The following is a 15,481-nucleotide window of genomic DNA, read 5'->3' as shown; positions in this document are numbered from 1 at the left end:
ACTAAGCGAATATTTATGCAAAAATGATGCGGTGTCTGAGCTATTCAAGCTCAGGCACCGCATCATTGGTTTGTGGCACGCAGCCTTATGCTAGGTCGAAGACCCTAGTCCAGGTAGTCACGCAACACCTGCGAACGCGAGGGGTGACGCAGTTTCGACATGGTCTTCGATTCGATCTGACGGATGCGCTCACGTGTCACGCCGTAGACCTTACCGATTTCGTCTAAAGTCTTCGGCTGCCCGTCGGTCATGCCGAATCGCATAGCGACCACGCCCGCTTCACGTTCGGAGAGTGTATCAAGCACCGAGTGCAGCTGCTCTTGAAGAAGAGTAAATGACACCGCATCGGCCGGGACAACAGCCTCCGAGTCCTCAATCAGGTCGCCGAACTCGGAATCGCCGTCCTCACCCAGCGGCGTGTGCAGAGAAATAGGTTCGCGCCCGTACTTCTGCACCTCGATAACCTTTTCGGGAGCCATATCCAGCTCTTTACCGAGCTCTTCGGGGGTGGGTTCACGCCCCAAATCCTGAAGCATCTGACGCTGCACACGGGCGAGCTTATTAATAACCTCAACCATGTGCACAGGAATACGAATAGTACGCGCCTGGTCCGCCATTGCGCGGGTAATCGCCTGACGAATCCACCAGGTGGCGTAGGTGGAGAATTTAAAGCCCTTCGAGTAGTCGAATTTCTCGACCGCGCGAATCAGGCCCAGGTTACCTTCCTGAATAAGGTCAAGGAATAGCATTCCGCGGCCCGTATAGCGTTTAGCGAGTGAGACCACGAGGCGCAGGTTTGCTTCCAGCAGGTGGTTCTTCGCACGCTTACCGTCGTGGATTACCCAGCGCAGCTCTTTCTTGAGCTTCGGGTCCATGTCGGGGTTGTCGGCGAGTTTGTGCTCCGCATACAGGCCAGCCTCAATGCGCATCGCAAGATCAACTTCCTGCTGCGCGTTCAGGAGTGAGACTTTACCAATCTGTTTCAGGTAGTCCTTCACGGGGTCGGCCGTTGCGCCGGGGGTAACGACGCGCTGGGCGGGAGCATCGTCATCATCGCTGGCAGTCAGCACGAAGCCAGAGCCTTTAGCCGCCACTTCTTCGGCGGCTTTTTTCTCTTCCTTTTTGGCGACGGCTTCTTCATCCTCTTCGGCTTCTTCATCGGCCTCAGATTCTAGGGGTTCACCGTCAATGGCGTCCGGGTCAAGGTCAAGGTCGAACTCGTCATCGCTTTTCTTCTTGCGTCCGCGTTTGGGCGCGGCCTTAGCCTTAGTAGCGGTAGTAGTTTTACGGGTGCGTTTAGGCTTTGTCTCAGTCTCGGCGGCGTCAGAGGCTCCGTCTTCCGCGCTGCTGACAGCTTTAGTGGCAGCAGCTTTGGTCGTGGATTTCGTCGCACGTTTCTTAGTTGTTGTCGCCTTAGCAGCGGTCTTAGTGGTTTTCGCTCCGGCACCTTCACTGCTTGTGGTCGTAGACTTGGCGCTGGCGGTTTTTTTGGTTCGCGTGGTTTTCTTCTGAGGGGTGTCGGCTACAGCCTCATCAGTAGCTTCACTGGTTGCGGCTTTCTTGCTGGTGGCAGTTGACACGAAAACCCTTTCTAGCTCAGTTACGGGGTGCTTTGTCTGCAAAACACCTAAGACCCTGTCAAGTCCTAGGCTTCTTTCAGAGACGAAATGTGACGGTTTAATGCTCACACACCGCAGAATATTCCGGGCGTATTCGTCCCCTGCTGAAGATGCACTACGGGTGCATTGACTTTACGGGGTCAGTACCAAGTATTACAGAATCTTAGGTTTTTTCAACTAAGGCGCGCCTGCCAGAGCTGGTTTTTAGCATTTTCTTATTCCCTGCCCTTCCCTACAGCAGGGCCGCTGGTACCTACGTGGCGACGGGGTATACGTTGAGGACGCTAAAACGTGCAGGCCCGCGCCAGCACCGGGCGGAGTCGCCTAACCACAGGGGCAGCAGCCCCAGTTGCAGGGCGTCATCCAGCGGAGTGTGTTCCTGTACGTGGCGGTGTGCTTCTTCGTTCAGCAGGTTCGCATATGAGCTGGTTCCGCGCATCCAGTTGATCCAGGCTTGAACAATGCGCAGCCTCCCCAGCGGCTCACCGCAGGCTGCGGGGATGAGCAAAGAACAGAGTACTTCGAGAGCGTTAAGACGTTCCCAGCGGGGACTGACTGTTTGGTCTGTCCCGCACAGCAGACGGGCCATTGCTTCCGCGTAGTCTGTCTGTGTTTGGCTGGCATCGGTGGCGCTGCGTTGCACTGTCAGATGTGTGCGGCGCACCCAGTCATGCCAACCGGTGCGGACGCCCGATGGGGACCCCACCCGGTGTTGTTTACCGTGTAGTGTTTGCAGGAATGAAGAGGGCAGTGTGTTACGGCGGCGCGGAGGAGCCCCGTAACTGCCCGGCTCAATGGCGGTGCCCTCCCCCGTGGTGGTGGGTGCCGGGTCCGTGAACCGTCCGCCGTATCCTTCAAGCACCCGCAGCGAATCTGTGAGGGTGGCTGCCGCACAGTATGTCACTAAGTTAATCGTGCCGTACGTGTTGAGGCTAGCAGCCAGATATCCGGCTACCTCTGCGGGTAGAAGCTGACGCATCCTATCCCCCACAGTGGTTCTTTGATCTGGTGCTAAGGTGCGCATCACCCAGCGTATTGCTTCTAGTGCGGTTTCCCAGTAGCAGAGCTCAGCCCCTTTCTGCTGACAGTAGGAGTGCGCCTGCAAGAGGTGAGGGTCTTCCCCTTCAGCGTGTCGTAGCTGATATTCCTGGGTGTATGTACGGCACCAGAGCTCTGCTGCAGCTTCCCAGTCTTCTCGGGCACCAGTATCTGCGGTGGCTGCGGTATCCCACGGGTTGGTGGTGCGCGCCTCGGATGCGGTTGCGGCGATACTTTCACCCCGTACAGTCTGGGCTAGATGGTAGGGGCTCATCAGAATATCTTCTACAAAACCGGCGAAGATAAGCCCGTTCTGCTCATGTGATAGCTCCCAGATAGTGGTGTCTCCCAGAACGATGCAGTCGAAGCATTCCAGCCCACCGGTGACGGTGGGGTTGGTCAGCAGCGGAAGCCACCGTTCAACGCGATGCGCTATTGCGGCATCACGCTCACGTTCTGAGGTGCTGGGCAGTGTTCGGGTTCCGCTGGCGGTTTGGCGTGCACGTAGGTTATCGCGGTCTGCCGTGCAGTAGAAAGCGATGAACCGGTCGATGGGTTGCGCTCCGTCAATAGTTGCTGGCAGCAGACTGAAAATACGGTGCAGATATGCGGCGGTGTTATCTTCTGGGCCGGGCAGGTCAATGCGCACACAAGGGCCAATATTGTGCCCAGCTAGAGCGACCACCACGAAGGATTCCTGCGGCCAGTAACCCAGCTGGTGCAGCATAATCGCTGCCATGTCTTTACAGGTGCGAATACACGTTTTTACGGTGTTGAAGTTCCGAGAAGTCATGGCTACATAATGACTCAAAGCAATCTTTAATGCATCAAATGCTATAAAAATGTGGATGATAACTCTACGCAGTGCAGAAAAATAGCCCCTGTGGATAGCGCTGCCAGCGATATCCACAGGGGTACCTCTCATTATGAAGTTTTGTGAACGCTACCCCCGCAGCCTACTCCCGTTCATACAGGAACTGCTCAAAGAGCGCACCGATCTCATCACGCCCCAGCACCTTATCAGCATCTCGCTGTGAGAGCGGAATCAGCATATTGGACGACCGATAGTTCGCATCATAGTTCTCTTCGTAGCTGGAAACCATCGACTGCACTTCGGGATGCTGAGCCATCTGCTCATTAATCTGCCCGTGTACGGTGCGTGCAGCCTCCCGCAGCTGATCGGTCGGTAAAGACAGCCTCGTAGCCATCGTTACATACTCCAATGCGGCGAGAGTGCCCTGGGGCAGGTCGGCATCCGAAATATACTGCGGCACATTGACCCCGAATCCGACCGTGTCGAATCCGTGCTCCGTGAAAAGAACCTCAAGCAGGTTTGTCATATTCGCATGCAGTTCCGCTTTAGGGCGCCATGCAGAAATACCGTCAATAAGGTCTTTGCGGGAGCCGTGTGCGGTCACCGGCACAGGCCGCGTATGAGGCACCGGCATAGGAAAGGCCGATATAAACACCACCAGGGAGGGCTGCAGCCGCTGGGCAATGCCGAGCATAGCCTGCTGAAAACGCTGCCACTGAAAGTCTGGCTCTGAGCCTGTCAGCAGCAGAAACGGTTTATCAAGGCTGTCCTCCACCACATATAATTTCAGCTTCGGAAAAACTGGGTCTTCAAAGTGGTCACGGTTAAAAACGATGTGCGGCCTACGTGCCCGGTAATCGTGCAGCTGATCGCTATCAAACTCCGCAATAGCCACATGTTTCAGGTTGTCTAATAGGAAGGTGCCGAACTGACCAGCTGTAGCCCCGGCATCCTGAGGACTGGAAAAGGCCACAACAAGCGGTAAATCGCGCAGACGTTCATCGCTGAGAATACTATTTTTTGCCAGGTAAAGGTCGTCAGGGTTTAACATCTACTACTCCTTCCTGGAACTCGCCGCGCGCGGCCCTCGTCTACGATTGACATTCACCGCACCATACCCCAGCGCATTAGATAATTCATTTCAGTCTAAAACATACATGAGAGGAATACCGGGGTTTACACCCCCCAATTTGCGCACGGTGAACAGATTTACTAATGATATTCATCACTTTACTTACGCAAAACACTCTCACTTATAGGCAGGTTTTCCCGCGTCTACATGCTGCCTGCGGTGTACAGTAGAGGATGATACGCACCATCTATAGATGTTGCCTCACGTGCACGCATAGTGTGTGCACACCCTAGTCAACTAGGCGCCCACCTCTGCCCGGGCCCCACCCAGCACGAAGGAGTACCCTATGTCCCTATCCCTCTCCGTGGCCCCCACCAACCTTGAATCCCTCGAATCAGATGTCCTTGTTGTAGGGGTTTACGCGGGTGAAGAAAGCCCTCGCTTAGCCCCCTGCGCCCTCTCGCAGGAAACCGTCGAAGGTATCAATGAGCTCCTAGAGGCTCTTGGCGCCACCGGGGCCGCCGATCAGCTGCTTCGACTCCCCGGCGCGGAAGACGCAGGGGCCGACACCATCGCACTCATCGGTTTGGGGCAGGAAACAACCAATGCCGCCGAACGCCTCGCAGCTTTCCGCTACGCTGCTGGTTCTGCCACCCGCCAGCTCATTGGCGCAGAAGAGATCGCCATTGATTTCGGCACAAACGCCCCCGCAGAAATTGAGGCCATAGCGTACGGCGCAACCCTTGGCTCCTTCAGCGAAAAAGGAATGCGGGGCAAATCGGCCAGTTCCGTCAAAGATGAGGCTGAAACCATCCTCATTGTCTCCGAGGTACAGCCTGCCGAAGCTGAAGAGGCGCTCACCCGCGCACTGGTGCTCGGCGAAGCCACCAAGCAGGCGCGCCATCTGGTAAATCAGCCGCCCTCGCACCTGTACCCCGAGTCTTTCGCCCAGCAGGCCCAGCAGCTCGTCTCCGAGTATGAGGATGTGAGCATTGAAGTATACAACTATGAGCGTCTACTCGCCGAAGGGTTCGGGGGTATCGCGGGCGTAGGCCAGGGCTCTCCCCGCAAACCTGTACTCGCAGTTGTAAAATACACCCCGGCCGATGCCAAGGCGTCCATCGGGCTGGTCGGCAAAGGCATTACCTTTGATACCGGCGGCAACTCCCTCAAACCGGCAGCGTCCATGATGACCATGAAATGCGATATGGCCGGCGCTGCCTCCGTCCTTCAGGCCACTCTTGCCGCTGCGGAGCTGAATATTCCGGTTCAGGTCACTGGCTACCTCTGCCTAGCGGAAAATATGCCCGGGGGCGAATCGTTACGCCCCGAAGACGTGATTACAATCCGTGACGGGCGCACCGTAGAAGTTCTGAATACTGACGCTGAAGGGCGCCTAGTCATGGCAGATGGTATCGCGCTCGCCTCAGAAAACGAGCACGACGTCATTGTCGATATCGCCACCCTCACCGGTGCTGCTATGGCGGCGCTAGGGTTGCGCACCGCCGCTCTGATGGGCGATGAGCAGGTGCGTGAGCGTGTTCTGCGTGCTGGCGAAGCAGCGGGTGAAGCATACTGGCCAATGCCGCTGGAGTCGCACCTGCGCGCCTCAATGAACTCGCCTGTGGCAGATATTAAAAACATGGGCAGCCGCTACGGCTCCATGATGATCGCCGGGTTATTCCTGCAAGAGTTCGTGGGTGAAGTGGAAGGCCAACGCATTCCCTGGGCTCACCTTGACATTGCGGGCCCTGCGTTTAATGAAGAGTCACCTTTTGGGTATACCCCGAAGGAAGGCACCGGTTTTGGCACCGCCACGCTGGTGAACTTCATTGAGTCATACGCGCAGTAGTCACAACCTAGCCGCCGCGGGGCGCACAGCCTGGTCAAGAACACCGTAAGGGTGAACGAGTTGGGTGGGAGGCGAATAGGGTTAGCTGAGCCCACCTCCCACCCACTTTTGTGTACAATTTCACACCTTGACTGTATCCGTAAGGTGGAACAGAAAAATTTTGAATGGATTGTGCGATTAATAGCGCAAAATTGCCGTTAGTGAACTTAAACCGACGGCGACAGGGGTATTGTTGTAGATAAGTGTTTTTATACACTGCACTTGGCGTGCGCCCTCCGATACGTGCGCTGGTCGCGGGTAGAAAAGCACAGAGATAAAGAACTCATTTGCACGGGGGTTGAGCCCCCACAACCTATGCAAGGGAGCAACATCGTGGCTCAAGAATTTGACATCCTCATCCTCGGCGGTGGCTCCGCTGGTTATGCAACCGCTTTGCGTGCGCGCCAGCTAGGCTTCTCCGTTGGCCTGATCGAGAAGGATAAGGTGGGCGGCACCTGCTTGCACACCGGCTGTATCCCCACCAAGGCTTACCTTCACGCCGCTGAGTTGGCTGAGGATGCTCGTGAAGCCTCCAAGGTCGGTGTAAACACCGAGCTACAGTCCATTGAGATGGGTAAGGTTCGCAACTACAAGGACGGCATCGTTGGGGGCAAGTTCAAGGGTCTCTCCGGCTTGCTGAAGATGAAGGGTGTTGAGGTTATTAACGGTGAGGGTAAGCTCACCGGCAAAGACACCATTACCGTGAACGGCACGGAGTACAAGGGTAAGAATATTGTGCTCGCTTCTGGCTCTGTTTCCAAGACCTTTGGCCTGCCCATTGAGGGGCGCGTGCTGACTTCCACTGAGGCGCTGGAGATGGATTACCTGCCGAACAGCGCTATTGTGCTTGGCGGCGGCGTGATCGGTTGCGAGTTCGCGTCCATGTGGAAGGCAATGGGCGTTGATGTAACCATCATTGAGGGCCTGCCCAACCTTGTTCCTAACGAAGACCCCTCCATCATTAAGGTGCTTGAGCGTTCCTTCAAGAAGCGCGGTATTAAGTTCAACACCGGCACCCTGTTCGAAAAGGTTGAGCAGGACGCTAACGGTGCTAAGGTCACCTTGGCTGACGGCAAGGTATTTGAGGCTGATATCGTTCTGGTCGCTGTTGGCCGTGGCCCCAACACCGCAGGTATGGGCTATGAAGAGCAGGGTATCCCCATGGATCGCGGCTTCGTGCTGGCTAACGAGCGTCTGCACACCGGTGTGGGCAATATCTACGCCGTTGGTGATATTGTTCCTGGTGTCCAGCTGGCTCACCGCGGGTACCAGCAGGGTATTTTCGTGGCAGAAGAAATTGCTGGCCTGAACCCCTCTGTGGTTGAAGACATTAACATCCCCAAGGTCACCTTCTGCGATCCCGAGATCGCCTCGGTCGGTTACTCCGAGCCGAAGGCTAAGGAGAAGTTCGGCGCCGATAACGTTGAGGTTGCGGAGTACAACTTGGCTGGCAACGGCAAGTCCTCCATCCTGGGCACCGGCGGTATTGTTAAAGTTGTGCGCGAGAAGAACGGCCCCATTGTTGGTGTTCACGCCATTGGCAAGCGTATGGGTGAGCAGATCGGTGAGGCTCAGCTGTGGGTTGCTTGGGAAGCATTCCCCGAGGATGTTGCTAAGTTCATCCACGCGCACCCGACCCAGAATGAGTCCCTGGGTGAGGCCGCTATGGCCCTGAACGGCACCCCGCTGCACGGCTAAGCGCCCCTACCACCTAAAAGATGGTTTCGCACCCGCGAAACCGCAGGTTTGCGGATGCTCCACGCGGCATTCTCAAGGAGTGACCGCGTGGGGTGTATCCCTGCCACACAGTTTCCTAATTCAAGCATTCACAAGGAGAACGGGAAGAAAATATGTCCCACACCGTAGAACTGCCCGCATTGGGCGAGTCCGTGACCGAGGGTACCGTTACCCGCTGGCTTGTTGCCGTTGGTGACACCATTGCCGTTGATGAGCCGCTGGTTGAGGTGTCCACCGATAAGGTTGACACCGAGGTTCCCTCCCCCGTCGCTGGCGTTGTTGAGCAAATCCTAGTGGAAGAGGATGAGGACGTTGAGGTTGGCGCCCCCCTCGTAGTTATTGGTGATGGTTCTGGCGCAGCACCGGCTGCTCCTGCGGCTCCTGTTGCAGAGGCCCCCGCCGCCGCTGCAGCTCCTGCTGCCCCCGCAGCACCGGCGGCACCGGCCGCAGCTGCTCCCGCTGGCGCAGCGTCCGGTCAGGAAGTTACCTTGCCTGCGCTGGGTGAGTCCGTGACCGAGGGTACCGTTACCCGCTGGCTGAAGGAAGTCGGCGAACAGGTTGAGGTTGACGAGCCCCTGGTTGAGGTGTCCACCGATAAGGTCGATACCGAGGTTCCCTCCCCCGTGGCGGGTACCCTGCTTGAGATCCGCATTCAGGAGGACGAAGACGCCGAAGTTGGCCAGGTTCTAGCTATTATTGGCGACGCTTCTGCCGCCGCACCGGAAGCTGCTGCTCCTGCTGCTCCGGCCCCTGTTGATGAGGCTCCGGAAGCTGCTGCTCCTGCTGCACCCGCTGCGCCTGCAGCAGAGACCCCGGCACCCGCTGCTGGCGTACCGGCAACTGCCGATGGCGAAGCATACGTCACCCCGCTGGTTCGTAAGCTCGCTAAAGATAACAATATTGACCTGTCGACCGTGAAGGGTACCGGCGTAGGCGGCCGCATCCGCAAGCAGGACGTACAGGCAGCTATTGCCGCTAAGGGCTCAACTGCGCCCGCTGCCGCATCGGCAGCACCGGCTGCTGAAGCTGGTACGTCCAAGGCTCCTCACACCTTCGAGGTTTCACCCAAGCGCGGCACCGTTGAGAAGACTGCACGCATCCGCCAGGTTATTGCAAAGCGTATGCGCGAGTCCCTAGACACCTCCACTCAGCTGACTCAGGTCACCGAAGTGGATATGACCCGTGTGGCACAGCTGCGTGCCAAGGCTAAGGATGGCTTCCTCGCTCGTGAGGGCGCAAAGCTGACTTTCCTGCCGTTCTTCGCACAGGCTGTAACCGAGGCCCTGCAGCAGCACCCTGCCCTGAACGCTTCCATGACCGAGGATCTGAAGCAGATTACCTACCCCGATTCCGAGAACATCGCAATCGCTGTGGATACCCCCAAGGGCTTGCTCGTTCCCGTTATCAGGAACGCATCAGACCTGGGTATTGCTGGCTTGGCAAAGGCTATTGCCGATTTGGGTGGCCGCGCACGCACCGGCGATATTGCCCCTGAAGAGCTGGCTGGTTCAACCTTCACCATCACCAATATCGGCTCCTTCGGTGCACTGTTCGACACCCCGATTATTAACCAGCCGAACGTGGCGATCTTGGGTACCGGCTCCATCGTGAAGCGCCCCATGGTTGTTAAGGATGTGGACGGTAACGACTCGATCGCCATCCGCTCCATGTGCTACCTGTCGCTGACCTACGATCACCGTGTGGTTGATGGTGCAGATGCAGGTCGCTTCCTGTACACCCTCAAGACCCGCCTGGAAGAGGCTAACTTTGAGGCTGAGGTCGGCCTGTAAGGCTCGCTAGGTAGCGTATATACAGCCACGATGTGGAAGGCGGCGTCGGTTCATGTAACCGGCGCCGCCTTCTGTTGAGCATTTTTGTATGCCTGGTTGTATGCGGTGGGCAGCTGAGAGGTTTTATGGCGCTTTACCTCTTGGGATGTTTCATCTGCGACATTGGTACGTCACGAATAGACATTTTAGTGACAGGGTGTCACAATATTTTCCATGCATATCCTTACCAGCGTTCTTGTGTTTTTACACATTATTGGCGCATCACTCATTATCGGTCTGTGGGTCGCTCATTTCCGCACCCCAAAAGTTCTTCCGGGGCAGTTTCACGCTTCGCTTCTCATGCTTGTAACGGGGCTGATTCTGGTGGGTATCGCAGAAATGAGCGGCGGTGTTAACCACATTAAAATTGCCGTCAAAATTCTTTTGGCACTCGGTGTTGCCATTGCCGCGTTTATTGGCCAGCGCAAACATAAAGCTGGTGAGCCAATCTCTACCGGTTTAGCACATGCTGTAGGTGGGCTCGCTGTTATTAATGTGGCGGTCGCAACCATCTGGCACTAGATAATTTCTGAAGAATACTCCCCGAGGCACCTAGCCCCGGGGAGTATCTTTATACGCGCCACTATAGCGCTTATTTAACGAGCGTAAGCGTACTGCACTACATTCACTCGCTCACCGGGACTGCGCTGGCGATACGCCAGTGACCGTTGTCCTGATGTAGTTCAAAGGTGACTTTTTGAACCGCCATACCATCTTGCATACGCACCCCTTTATCACGTAACTCAGCTTCAGTAGGTGTGTACCCTGGGGCCTGCACTTCTGCTGTTAGTGCCAGTGTGTCCCCTTTGTGTTCTACCTTAGTGAGGGAGCGAACCTGCAGTGTGGGAGCGCCTTTTTCTGTAAGTTCACGGTTACGTTCCTCAATAAGAGTTTCAATTATTTTGCGTTCGTCATCGTGCTCGTTTGCGGCAGTTGTCGCTGAGGCTGTCTGCACGGGGGCACTGTCGTGCGAGCCCAGCTGGTAGCTCACAACCCCAACACCCACTGCAAGAGTAAGAGCGAGTGCACCAAGCAGCATACGGTTCTTGGAGGTTTGGAGGATTTTTTTCTGTGGTTTATTGGATGCTTCCTGCCGAGCTTTAGGTTCTTTCGGGCGAGCTTTAGCAGCCGGTGCGTTCTGCACAGGTTTGCTCTTACTGCCTTGCTGTTGGTTACTTGCAGCAGGCATGCGTTCCCGCACATCTTCGGGTGCACTCAGGTAGGCATTGAGCGGCGCTGCCTGTACTTTACTGAAGACCTCAACGATAGTCTCTAGCGAAGGCAGGTCTGTATCCAGCACATTTTCCAGCGTGTATCCCATATGTTCGGTAATGTCCTCTGCTGCTAAGGGCAGCGGAATGCGTTCGTGGGCAGCAGCGGGAGGTTTACCGGTGAGGGCGTGCCATAGCAGCCGCGCGAGGGCACGGGTGTCTTCGGCTTGCGCTAAGGATAGTGCACTGGTGCTGAGGTTGCCGGGAGCATGGCGTGTGTCAATGAGTTTGGGAGTGCCATGGGTTGAGATCAGTACGTTTTCGGTGGAGATAGCTCCGTGAATAAACCCCTGGTGGTGTAGATGAGCTAGACCTTCGCACAGACTGCGGGCCAGGGAGGCCACCTCCGCAACGGGAATATGCTCACGGGCAGCCAGGAGGGCTGATAAAGTCCCCGCTTCCAGAGGCTCATACCACTGCAGAGTTCCGGCGCTCTCTGTTTTCTGCGCAGCTTCTGCGGTGCCGGTAAGGTGCTGAACAGCGAGTAGGGTGGCTAGACCAGGGTTGGGCTCTAGGGAGCAGAGCGCTTCGGCAAGGGCGGAGTCATCGGCTGTATTAAGCCGCATAAGTGTGTATGTTCCCGGTTTGAGGCCCAGCGGATACTCACCTGTTTGAGCAGCGGACGGCGCATTGTCAGAGGGTTTAGGGCAATATTCCACTCGCCAAATGGTTCGGCGCGCATCCTCGGTGAGAAGGTTTAGGTACTCAATATTCTCCATATATCTTTTATACCTAAAATACTCAAAATGCATCAAATATTATCCACATGTTGTAAGTGTTGGATGATTTTTCACAGTTTCCGAGGTGCACTTCAGCCTGACCTGTGTAATATTCTGTAATATTTTGCGGGTATATCACTCACACCCTGCCTATTGTTCGCCCATTACCCGAATCAGGGGTACCTAATTTTTTATCCCTCGCCTGCGGTACTAAGGTAGTAGGCATGTCCGTGATTATTGAGCGCGTGGGTTTTGCCCCGAACTATGTGAACTACATTGAAAGTTTGGATGAGCAACGCCGTATTCACGCAGAAGTTGCTGAAAGAACCCGCAATAACACTATTTTGCTGCTTGAACATGAGGCTGTTATCACTGCGGGTAAACGCACTGAAGATCACGAGTACCCAACCGATAAGACTACTCCTGTGGTGAAGATTGACCGTGGTGGTAAGCTCACGTGGCATGGCCCCGGCCAGCTCACCGGCTACCCGATTGTTCGTTTGCCTGAACCGATTGATGTGGTGGCCTATGTGCGCCTCCTTGAAGAGATCATTATGAATGTGCTGGCCGAGTTTGGCATTAAGGGGGAACGTGTTGAGGGGCGTTCTGGCGTGTGGGTTTTAGGGGATGAGCATACCCCGGATCAGAAAATCGCCGCCATCGGTATTCGTGTTTCAAAAAACACAGCAATGCACGGTTTCGCCATTAACTGCTGTAATGAGACTGCCCCTTTTATGCAATTTATTCCGTGCGGCATCACTGATGCAGGTGTGACCACCATGAGCGAGCAGCTGGGGCGTACGGTGACCCCTGCTGAGATTCTTGAGCCGCTGGAACGGGAGCTCACCCGGTATGCCGACCGGTTAGCTGAGTCATTTGAACCAAGCCCATCCGCACAGGCGGCAGTATAAACACCCAGGTGGGATTAGCCTGCTTGGCTGGTGTATCCCACGTAACGCCGGTTTTCGCTTACCGCCAGCGGGCGTAAAATAAGTTTTAGCCCATACTACGCCGAGGGCACATCCACTATAAGGAGCAACATACATGAGCATTAAGCCTGAGGGTCGCAAGCTGCTGCGCGTTGAGGCTCGCAATGCTGAGGTTCCCATTGAAAAGAAGCCGCACTGGATTAAGACTAAGGCTGTTGTGGGACCCGAATATAACGAGATGAGGGAGCTGGCGCGCGGTCAGGGTTTGCACACCGTGTGTGAGGAGGCGGGCTGCCCCAATATTTACGAGTGTTGGGAAGACCGTGAGGCAACCTATCTGATTGGTGGCTCTGAGTGCACTCGCCGCTGCGATTTCTGTAATATTGCGACCGGTAAGCCCGCCTCAGTGGATTATGCTGAACCGTTTAAGGTTGCGAAGAACGTGAAGGTGATGGGCCTGCGGTATGCCACCGTGACGGGCGTTGCACGTGACGATCTTGAGGACGGCGGTGCTTGGCTCTATGCTGAGACCACGCGTCAGATTCATAAGATGTGCCCGAACACCGGTGTTGAGATGCTGATCCCCGACTTTAAGGGTAAGCCTGAGCACGTGCAGAAGGTGATTGATGCTCGCCCCGAGGTTTTCGCACATAACCTGGAGACTGTACCGCGCATCTTTAGGCAGATTCGTCCGGCGTTCCGTTATGAGCGTTCACTTGATGTGATTACTCAGGGTAAAGAAGCCGGTATGGTCACCAAGTCCAACCTGATTTTGGGTATGGGCGAGACAAATGAAGAGATTTATGAGGCCCTGTGCGATTTGCACGACGCCGGGTGCGATATTATCACCCTGACCCAGTACCTGCGCCCCGGTCCGCTTTTCCACCCCATTGAACGTTGGGTAAAGCCCGCCGAATTTTTGGAGCTTTCGGCGATGGCTGAGTCGATTGGTTTCGCTGGTGTCATGGCTGGGCCGATGGTACGTTCCTCATACCGTGCCGGCCGCCTGTGGGCACGCGCAATGAAGAAGAACGGCTACACGATCCCAGATAACCTGGCTCATATTGAGGATGGCGGCGTAGCGCTTCAGGAAGCTGCTTCTCTCGTGGCCGCTGGCATGTAGTTTTGCCCCGGACACTCTTTGTAGGCAGGCCTCGCCATCACTCCCTCTTCTTCGGGAGCGGCGGGGCTTGTCGTACCCTGTGGGCTTCAGGTTTGTAAGCTAGAATTATTCTTTGCAGTGTTTCAACTGTCTTATACCCCAGCTGTCTAAAAGGAAAGCACCGTGGCAGATAAAGAAGAGAAGAAGCAGAAGCCTAAACGTCAGGGAACGTTCTCCCAGATGAAGCAGGTCTACCAGATGACGAAGAAGTCCGACCCGAACATTGGGTGGATTCTGTTGTTCTGGTCTGCACTGACCCTGCTCGTGTTTGTGGCGGTGGGCGTGCTGTTGAATAACTGGATTACGCTCCTTATTCTTGGTGTCGCAGCCGCGGCTATTGTGGCGATGCTGATTTTGAGCAGGCGCGCGCAGAATGCAGCTTTCACCCAGATTGAGGGGCAGCCGGGCCGTTCCGGTGCGGCAATGAACTCTGTGCGTCGAGGCTGGATTGTTGAGGAGCAGCCGGTGGCGGCTAACCGTCACCAGGACCTCGTGTTCCGTGGCCTCGGTAAGCCGGGGATTGTGCTGGTGACTGAGGGGCCGTCTTCTCGCGTGCAGAACCTTGTGAGGACCGAGAAGAAACACCTTAACCGGGTAGTTCCTGGTGTTCCGGTACACGTGATTGAGACCGGTCATGACGAAAACCAGGTGGAGCTTAAAGACGTTGTCAAAACGATGAATAAGCTGCCGAAGACCCTAACCCAGAAAGAGATGCAGGATGTTTCTGGGCGTTTGAGCACCCTGAATAACATACGTAACCCTATGAATGGTATCCCTAAGGGTGTTGACCCGAACCGGGTGCGCCCGGATCGTCGCGCGATGCGTGGCCGCTAGTTTTTGGCGTGCGCTGCTGCCCCCAACGCTGTATGGCGTTGGGGGCAGCAGTTGTTTAAAGCAGTGTCCTGTTTAGCGGATACGCACCAGTACGGTTTTACAGATTCGGTCGTGGATACCACGTGCGTCGGAGTCCATGATGACCGCCGGAAGTATCAGCATAGTGAGGGTGCCGCGGATTAGCCCTTTGAGCCAACCAGCCGGGCGCCCGTTGAGAGTTTGTACCTGCACTCCTACCGCCAAATGTCCTAGTGTGTGGCCCATGAACCCGGTCAAAAGCACTGTGTACCCCCAGAATACGAGCAGAGTCAGCAACGGGTCATTATCCGCGAACAGTAGGATCGGCAGGTAGCACACGTACCAGTCGATGAGGAACCCGATCAGCCTAATACCCGGCCGAGCTATCGCCCCGGGACCCTTCTGCGGGCGCCCTAAATGCTCACCAGGGTACTTCTGGTTACTTGGGGCGCCGTTAAGCCACGAGCCTAAGTCCTCACGTTCAATCATGCTCTTCATTATCCCGTATCTTCTGTGCTGGTTGTTATTTTGAAGGTGTTGACGCTGCT

At 55.8% G+C, this 15,481-nt stretch carries 12 protein-coding genes; 7 read left to right on the top strand and 5 right to left on the bottom strand.

Going from position 1 to position 15,481, the window contains the following annotated elements; all coding sequences use genetic code 11:
* Positions 1 to 104: 104 nt before the first annotated feature.
* The 3 genes from D8M23_RS01415 to D8M23_RS01405 form a co-directional block, all read right to left on the bottom strand.
* The gene (locus tag D8M23_RS01415; RefSeq protein ID WP_126853257.1) at positions 105 to 1,580 is read right to left on the bottom strand and encodes an RNA polymerase sigma factor; all 1,476 of its coding nucleotides are present in this window, start codon (positions 1,578 to 1,580) and stop codon (positions 105 to 107) included.
* A gap of 292 nt (positions 1,581 to 1,872) precedes the next feature.
* Positions 1,873 to 3,450, bottom strand: coding sequence for a DUF4192 family protein (locus tag D8M23_RS01410; RefSeq protein WP_126853255.1), 1,578 nt, complete (start codon positions 3,448 to 3,450; stop codon positions 1,873 to 1,875).
* Positions 3,451 to 3,613: 163 nt separating this feature from the next.
* The gene (locus D8M23_RS01405; protein ID WP_126853253.1) at positions 3,614 to 4,522 is read right to left on the bottom strand and encodes a proteasome assembly chaperone family protein; all 909 of its coding nucleotides are present in this window, start codon (positions 4,520 to 4,522) and stop codon (positions 3,614 to 3,616) included.
* A 367-nt stretch (positions 4,523 to 4,889) separates the two neighbouring features.
* Between D8M23_RS01405 and D8M23_RS01400 the strand changes: the two genes are divergently transcribed.
* The 4 genes from D8M23_RS01400 (at position 4,890) to D8M23_RS01385 (ending at position 10,522) form a co-directional block, all read left to right on the top strand.
* Positions 4,890 to 6,395 (top strand): leucyl aminopeptidase, encoded by a 1,506-nt coding sequence (locus tag D8M23_RS01400; protein WP_126853251.1) that lies wholly within the window; start codon positions 4,890 to 4,892, stop codon positions 6,393 to 6,395.
* 354 nt (positions 6,396 to 6,749) lie between these two features.
* Positions 6,750 to 8,132, top strand: coding sequence for a dihydrolipoyl dehydrogenase (gene lpdA / locus D8M23_RS01395; protein ID WP_126853249.1), 1,383 nt, complete (start codon positions 6,750 to 6,752; stop codon positions 8,130 to 8,132).
* Between the two features lie 152 nt (positions 8,133 to 8,284).
* Positions 8,285 to 9,961, top strand: a complete 1,677-nt coding sequence (gene sucB, locus D8M23_RS01390; protein ID WP_126853247.1) for a 2-oxoglutarate dehydrogenase, E2 component, dihydrolipoamide succinyltransferase — start codon at positions 8,285 to 8,287, stop codon at positions 9,959 to 9,961.
* Between the two features lie 213 nt (positions 9,962 to 10,174).
* On the top strand, positions 10,175 to 10,522 hold the full coding sequence (locus D8M23_RS01385; RefSeq protein WP_126853245.1) for a hypothetical protein: 348 nt from the start codon (positions 10,175 to 10,177) through the stop codon (positions 10,520 to 10,522).
* Positions 10,523 to 10,625: 103 nt separating this feature from the next.
* Here the strand turns inward: D8M23_RS01385 and D8M23_RS01380 are convergent, their stop codons facing one another.
* The gene (locus D8M23_RS01380) at positions 10,626 to 11,990 is read right to left on the bottom strand and encodes a serine/threonine-protein kinase (RefSeq protein ID WP_161971637.1); all 1,365 of its coding nucleotides are present in this window, start codon (positions 11,988 to 11,990) and stop codon (positions 10,626 to 10,628) included.
* 224 nt (positions 11,991 to 12,214) lie between these two features.
* On the opposite strand from D8M23_RS01380, the gene lipB reads away from it, so the two are divergent.
* From lipB to D8M23_RS01365, 3 genes are all read left to right on the top strand, one after another.
* Positions 12,215 to 12,901, top strand: a complete 687-nt coding sequence (gene lipB, locus D8M23_RS01375) for a lipoyl(octanoyl) transferase LipB (protein WP_126853242.1) — start codon at positions 12,215 to 12,217, stop codon at positions 12,899 to 12,901.
* Between the two features lie 133 nt (positions 12,902 to 13,034).
* On the top strand, positions 13,035 to 14,042 hold the full coding sequence (gene lipA, locus D8M23_RS01370) for a lipoyl synthase (protein ID WP_094757729.1): 1,008 nt from the start codon (positions 13,035 to 13,037) through the stop codon (positions 14,040 to 14,042).
* 162 nt (positions 14,043 to 14,204) lie between these two features.
* Positions 14,205 to 14,915 (top strand): DUF4191 domain-containing protein, encoded by a 711-nt coding sequence (locus D8M23_RS01365; RefSeq protein ID WP_006887396.1) that lies wholly within the window; start codon positions 14,205 to 14,207, stop codon positions 14,913 to 14,915.
* 72 nt (positions 14,916 to 14,987) lie between these two features.
* On the opposite strand, the gene D8M23_RS01360 is transcribed toward D8M23_RS01365, so the two are convergent.
* The gene (locus D8M23_RS01360) at positions 14,988 to 15,422 is read right to left on the bottom strand and encodes an RDD family protein (protein WP_126500886.1); all 435 of its coding nucleotides are present in this window, start codon (positions 15,420 to 15,422) and stop codon (positions 14,988 to 14,990) included.
* Positions 15,423 to 15,481 lie beyond the last annotated feature (59 nt).

This window comes from Rothia sp. HSID18067 (genome assembly GCF_003989445.1).
Taxonomy (GTDB): Bacteria; Actinomycetota; Actinomycetes; order Actinomycetales; family Micrococcaceae; genus Rothia; species Rothia aeria.
The sequence above is the reverse complement of the archived record's forward strand: the minus strand, read 5'-3'. Positions and strand labels throughout refer to the sequence as shown.

Coding starts and splice junctions, on each gene's coding strand:
- lpdA (WP_126853249.1), top strand. CDS start 6,750: ATGCAAGGGAGCAACATCGTGGCTCAAGAATTTGACATCCTCATCCTC.
- lipA (WP_094757729.1), top strand. CDS start 13,035: ATGAGCATTAAGCCTGAGGGTCGCAAGCTGCTGCGCGTTGAGGCTCGC.
- sucB (WP_126853247.1), top strand. CDS start 8,285: ATGTCCCACACCGTAGAACTGCCCGCATTGGGCGAGTCCGTGACCGAG.
- lipB (WP_126853242.1), top strand. CDS start 12,215: ATGTCCGTGATTATTGAGCGCGTGGGTTTTGCCCCGAACTATGTGAAC.
- D8M23_RS01385 (WP_126853245.1), top strand. CDS start 10,175: ATGCATATCCTTACCAGCGTTCTTGTGTTTTTACACATTATTGGCGCA.
- D8M23_RS01360 (WP_126500886.1), bottom strand. CDS start 15,422: ATGATTGAACGTGAGGACTTAGGCTCGTGGCTTAACGGCGCCCCAAGT.
- D8M23_RS01405 (WP_126853253.1), bottom strand. CDS start 4,522: ATGTTAAACCCTGACGACCTTTACCTGGCAAAAAATAGTATTCTCAGC.
- D8M23_RS01410 (WP_126853255.1), bottom strand. CDS start 3,450: ATGACTTCTCGGAACTTCAACACCGTAAAAACGTGTATTCGCACCTGT.
- D8M23_RS01400 (WP_126853251.1), top strand. CDS start 4,890: ATGTCCCTATCCCTCTCCGTGGCCCCCACCAACCTTGAATCCCTCGAA.
- D8M23_RS01380 (WP_161971637.1), bottom strand. CDS start 11,990: ATGGAGAATATTGAGTACCTAAACCTTCTCACCGAGGATGCGCGCCGA.